Below are 4,522 nucleotides of genomic sequence, written 5' to 3' on the forward strand. Positions count from 1 at the left end.
CGTGTACCTGTCGCCAGCCCTGACTCCGGCCGCATTTGCCTGCTCGACCGCATTCCGTGCTGCGACCCTCTTGCCGCCGCGACCGAATTGTCCGTACCCGGCAGCGCCGCCTCTCCCGAGCGGCACATTGGGGAGGATGTATCCGTGCTCCACCAGGAGGCGCACCGCCTCCTCCCGCGATTCCGCGATGCGGAAAATGCCGTCTGGGGTAAGCCTCTTCCCCGATCTACCCAAGGCGTTCCTCGCGGTTCCGTGCTTCGACATCCCCTCAGTAGTCAGCAGGTATGATTCGCGACTCTTCGAGCTTCTGCGATAAGCGTTGATCACCTGATTGACGTCCGCACCCTCATCTATCGCCCTGCGCTGCGCCTCAGTCAGGTCGTGAATCTGGCTAGGTGCGATCGATGACGAATAATCGGGCGGCGGCGCACTCAGCGCCGGACGATGCACACAGTCGCACAGTGGATGCCGCCGGAAACCCTCATTCCATCGGAACCACTTCCCAGCCAGCACTGCACACCTCTGGCAACACGGGGGCCGCACCAGACGCACCCACCCAGCTCGCGGCGTTGCCGCAATCGTCGCCTGCGTCGCAGCCCGACCAGCGTCAGCCACCATGGTCTTCGCGAGGCCCGCCATCCACTGACCACCAGCCGCCATACGCTCAGCCATCGGCCCCGATGCCGAACGCGCACGCACCACACCCGAGTACAGCAGCCCATCCAGCGAGCGGCCATCGGAGGCGAGACCGGCGAAGCTGCGCGGGTTGATCAGCGAGTCCACGCCCAGAGCGTCAGCCGCGAACTGGCCAGCACGCTCAGCAGCCCTCACCTGACCGGCAGCAACCGTCACTGACAGTCGCCGCGACACATCCGGCCAATCCTCAGGACGCCGCATGCCGTTACGCCAAATCCGCGACACCAGCACCTCGACGCCGCGCCCGGTCGCGATCTGCGCCAGATGGAAACTGTCAGCCGGTCCCACGTATCAGCTCCGATGCGAGCTGCATTTCAGGGTCGAGGTTCGCCTCGTTACGGAAATATCCCTCTTCGCGACGCTTTCGGGCGGGCGACCACCCCAACTCATCCCAAGCGCCTTCTCGGGACACGATGCCGGACTGCTTGGCCTTCACGACCGCGTCCATGCGCTGCGCCACCGTCGGGGTCGCCGGATTGTGCCAATCCACCCGCACCCTGTTGCCGGGGAGTTGCGTCTTAGTCGCGATCTGATAGGCGAGCGCAGCGGCCCATCCGACAGTCATACCCACCTCGGAGTTCTCCGCCTCACAGGTACGCACAAGCCGTTTCTCTTCGCCCACGATCGCGCCCTCAGCCGGAGGATTCGCTGTCGAGAGCCCGAAATACGAGATCGGGAAGCCCGTCGCCGCCGACATCTCGATCGCATACGCCTCCTGGGCGGCGCGGAAGTTCTTCAAATCGGAGGCGGTGAGTTGTCCGACCTTCGCCTGCGGGTTTGTGATTGTGTGAATCGCGTTGTAGTAGGCGGCCCATACCGGCAACGGCTCACCAGTCTTCGGGTCAACAAAATCGCCCTTCACGACCCCAGTCATGAAGATGCGGGGGATGCCATGCGACTCGACCGCGAACTGCAGGTTCGTCAGATTCCGGCACGAGCTGTCGATGATCGACCGCAGGCCCCTGGTCAGCGCCGTCCTCCCAACCCATGACCCTGAAACCCTCTTGTTGAGGTGCATGAACACTGGGACGACACCCATCCGGTGCTGGTCGCGGTCGACCTCGACCCACTTGCCGGTACGCGGCGACCACTCAACCCACACCGTTTCATCAGGCAGATACAGCGTCGCGAAACAAGGGGTGCGTCGAGTCACGGCATCCACGCCGTAGAACCGTGCAGCCGCCGTCACCATCTCGTGACGCTCATCAACAAGGCCAGCCATCTCACGCGGAGATTCGGCACGGATCAACGGCAGATCCGGATTCTTGTTATTGCCGCCCACCGTCAGGAACGCCCGACCAAACAGTCTGCGATCCCGATTGAACATCGCGAGCTGCACGTCGCCGTTCGACGCATCCCAGATAGCGCGCAACCGGTCATCGGCCTTCTCTTCGCCGGGGAGCACGAGGGCGCGCATCTGCTGGCGATCAACCACAGAGTCCACCACCACAGCCGCCCCCGACGTGATCACGTCATACTCGCGGCGATACTCAGGCGGCAACGCCAACCCGATATGCGTGAAGGCATGCTCCGTGTCGTAGTAGGACAGCAGCATGTCGTCAGAATCACGATGGGAACGTAGGTCGAGGTACAGCCGGTCAAGAGTTTGCAGCTCGTCAACACTCAGCACACGCAGCCACCCCTTTCGCGACTCATAGGAAGAAAATCGTTTCCTTGGCTTCGGTCGACCAACCGGCCGCCGCCATATCCGCGGCAGCCTCGTGCGCCAGCACGTCAGCCATCACCACATCGATCTTCAAATGCTCAGCCGGTTTGCCGAGAATGAACTTGTCGCCCGGTTTCGCGACCATCCGGGCCGCCAACGCCTGAGCCTTGAACACCTCATCCGGGGCGTGCGTCGTCAACCCCTCGGCCATGTCCTCCCGGTACCTGACCAGTGCTGGAAACATGCGCGCAATCGAGTTCGTCGGCCACTGCAGCACCACATCGTCACCGAACCTCGACGCCCACGCATCGGCCTGCGTTTCCCAGTGCCGCGGGTCGCAGTAGATGCGCCCCACCCTGTAGCGGCGCATCACCTCATCCACGGCGGCATCAACCTCGCCGCGAGGGATACGACCCTCCGGCCACTCCCTTGGGTTCCATACCGCTGGACGCTGATCTGGCCCATACGTTGGCGTGAACCGATGCCCGTCAATCGTCTGCAATCGCAGCGCCGTCCAGTCGCTCGACCGTGACCCGTCAAACCCGCCACACACCGCCGCGCCGTCCGGCACGTCGACCGCAAGCTCAGCAGCCTCCACCACAGCCTCAGGCAGGAACGCGCCCAAGCCTTGCACCAGCATGTTCCCAAAGAACCGCTTCGCCTGCGCCGGGTCGGTGTGCATCAACTCGGCGCACTCGGCCTCGATTGCCTCCAGATCAGCCCACGGCGACCCGCGATACACAAACCGCAGAATCTTCGCCCGCTCAGATTTCAGCTCAAACCTCAGGTCAGTGGGCGGCCTGCGGTAGAACCGGAAAATATCCTTCGATGATGACTCAAACGTCTGCTGAGCCGCCGAGTTCTCCATCGGGTCCCACGGGTTCGTCACCTCCAGGCCACGACCACCCATACCCGCCAAGCCGCGGCGCATATGCTGCCATACCTTGATCAGCTTGCCCGTGTACAGGCCTGACTCATCCGCCACCGCGAAATGGATGGGAGCGCCCACCTTCGAGTTCGGTGCAGCCGTGATCGGCAACACCTCGCCATTGTTCGGCGTGCGGATGAAATCCTCACGAACCCGCATCAGCTCCTGCAACGGGCCGCGCCTGATCATCTCTTGGAGCGGCGCGTAAATGTTGTCGGTCTGATCCTCAGCCGTCGCCAACAGTTGGATGCGGGACACCGGCCGCGGAATACCCATCGGCTCACCCGCATCGTAGGCGTAGACGAACCCGCAACCGCAGCCATGATCGACACACCGATACCGCTCGCCACCAACAGCCCAGCCAGCGAAAATGCACGGCCCGACAGCCTCGAACGGGATCAGCGACGCAGCCCACGGCGACTTCCCCGTCTTCTGCGGCCCCACCACCTGCGAACGGCGATACTGGAACGCTGGCGCACCCACCGGGCGGGCCTGGTTAAACACCGCCTTCGGCTTCACCCTGTAATGGTTGAGTGTGCACCACAACTGCCAGCCGTCATGCACAAACGGCTCACCCATCGACCAGCCGTCAGCGACCAGGCAGTGGGCCTCGATCCAGTCAGCAGACAGATACCCCAGAGTTGGCCACGCAACCGACCAGTCATCGTCAGGAAGCGAGGCCGCCATTGATCGCTCTCAGCTTCGAGCCGCGAGACCGCTTCGGCGTCGCAGCCTCAGCCTCGACTGACGAGGCGGTGCGGGTTGTGATCTTCCACCCCAGAGCTGCCAAACCAGCAGGCGTCAAGCCGATGTGCTCAGCGAAACGATGCAACTGCCCCAGCACCGGGGCCGACACGGTGGCGTCCTCACACCGGACAGACAGCCGAGTCCACATCGCCACCGAACGCACCAGCCACCCCGACACGTCCATCGACCACGCGCACGCCTGCGGAGTCCGCCACGCCCACTCCCATACCTCAGACTCACGATCAGTCACGTTGGGCAGTGGAAAGTCGGGCACCGGGCCGTCATAGCCGGACGCTGGCAAATCCTCCAGCCTGTAGCCGCGAGCATCAGACCGTGCAGAGTTCTCGTCCGGCATAGGCCCAGAGCGGATACGAGCACCTTTCGCCATGATTCTGGAGCCTCCTTTGCCGCATCTCACGGCAGAGAACGAGAGCGCGGCATCTCACCGCGCTTGGGAAAAATTTGAACCCGCCGGACTGTTTTGT

General features: G+C 63.4%; 3 protein-coding genes. All 3 read right to left on the reverse strand.

The genetic code is table 11. The features are described 5' to 3' along the window. Window positions 1-984: hypothetical protein (locus tag ACTQY5_RS10910; protein WP_441369202.1), on the reverse strand; the 984-nt coding region annotated here is incomplete at its 3' end. Next, complete coding sequence (locus tag ACTQY5_RS10915; RefSeq protein WP_441042200.1) at window positions 971-2,326, reverse strand: phage portal protein; 1,356 nt, start codon at window positions 2,324-2,326, stop codon at window positions 971-973. The genes ACTQY5_RS10915 and ACTQY5_RS10910, both read right to left, overlap by 14 nt. A gap of 22 nt (window positions 2,327-2,348) precedes the next feature. After that, window positions 2,349-3,977 (reverse strand): hypothetical protein, encoded by a 1,629-nt coding sequence (locus ACTQY5_RS10920; RefSeq protein ID WP_441029632.1) that lies wholly within the window; start codon window positions 3,975-3,977, stop codon window positions 2,349-2,351. Between the last annotated feature and the right edge of the window lie 545 nt (window positions 3,978-4,522).

The organism is Acidaminococcus sp. HCP3S3_H5 (genome assembly GCF_052122235.1).
GTDB lineage: Bacteria > Bacillota > Negativicutes > Acidaminococcales > Acidaminococcaceae > Acidaminococcus.

What these genes read in the sequence shown, in the direction of transcription:
- ACTQY5_RS10920 (WP_441029632.1), bottom strand. Translation starts at nt 3,977, where the DNA reads ATGGCGGCCTCGCTTCCTGACGATGACTGGTCGGTTGCGTGGCCAACT.